The sequence below is a fragment of the Microcoleus sp. D3_18_C4 genome, assembly GCF_036702355.1.
Taxonomy (GTDB): Bacteria; Cyanobacteriota; Cyanobacteriia; order Cyanobacteriales; family Microcoleaceae; genus Microcoleus.
The window spans coordinates 1-1131 of record NZ_JAUBTF010000166.1 but is presented as its reverse complement, the minus strand read 5'-3'; the positions used below and the strand labels follow the sequence as shown (position 1 = coordinate 1131).

At 40.7% G+C, this 1131-nt stretch carries 1 pseudogene; it reads right to left on the bottom strand.

Annotated features, from left to right (window positions below):
• Positions 1 to 1131: pseudogene (locus QUA90_RS30370) on the bottom strand (IS4 family transposase); the annotation flags it as partial.

The window sequence follows — 1131 nt, the reverse complement described above, 5'->3', positions numbered from 1 at the left end:
CAGGGAAAGGTGCAACAATTAACTTAACATTGGGCTTTCGTTGAGATTTAACAATACCTAAATCTTGGTTTTCGGGCGCGGCGAAATACTTTGGAGGGTCAGTTGCCTTACCGTGTTGATGAGCTACATAAAAATGGTAAAGACCCCGGTAAATCATTTCTAATGAAATCGAATCTATTGGTAAAGAGAGTTGGTCAGCAACGGCATCACCTAAATCGACCAAGAGCGCATAAAATATCCAAGTCCCCCAAATTTGGAGCTGAATGCCGTTGAGAGAACCCGTCCACAAATAACTTAAGCCCAAGAGTCTTTTGACGGTATTAAAAGCATCTTCAATCCGAAGAGCGCCTACGATATAAATCTGCCACAACGTAGGGAGGTAATACATGAGGATCTAGTACGCTTGTTAAATAAGAATGCCAAATCTTACCTGAACGAACTTCAATCAGACGTAAGGTAATAAATGGAGTTTTTGCAGTTCCTGACCCGAGACGAATTCGACTATCTCGCAGGTCGTAACTCTTGGTAAATACTTGTTCTAATTTAATTGATGCTCCTTTTTTTAAGCGAGGAATTAAGTGGATATCTCGTTCAATTAATTTGAGCAAAAAGCTAAAATGATAAAATCCTCTATCCAGTAAGAGTAAGGTTTGAGTTGGCACTAATTGCAGGAGATTTTCTTCAAGCTTAACATCAGAAGCTCTCGGGTTTTCCTGAAACCAAACTTCAACAGGTAGCCTGGTCATTAAATCTATGACTGTTGCCATTTTTCCTGCCAACTGCCCTCGCGGTATATCTTCCAGACTTTTGAGCTTGCAAAACAATGCTTCGAGCGTCGCAGCTCTCTACTATCCAAATTCTCGAAAATTTGGTCAATGCAAATTGAATGCTTTCTGGTAGAGGTCGTTGGTTTCTCTTGTACCAAGCAGTTCTTAAAATTGGTAATAAATTTTTGAAGACTCCCTCAAATAAGGTGGCAGGAAAACTTAAAAATCTTTGAGACATTGCTTGTTGAGTAACTGTCGTAGGTCGGCACCACAAAAAACCTTCTCTTGCCAGCATTCTTGTGAGTTCTGTCACTCCAGCTACGTCTCGCCACAGCAAGGTTAATACTGCTGCTACCATTAATGG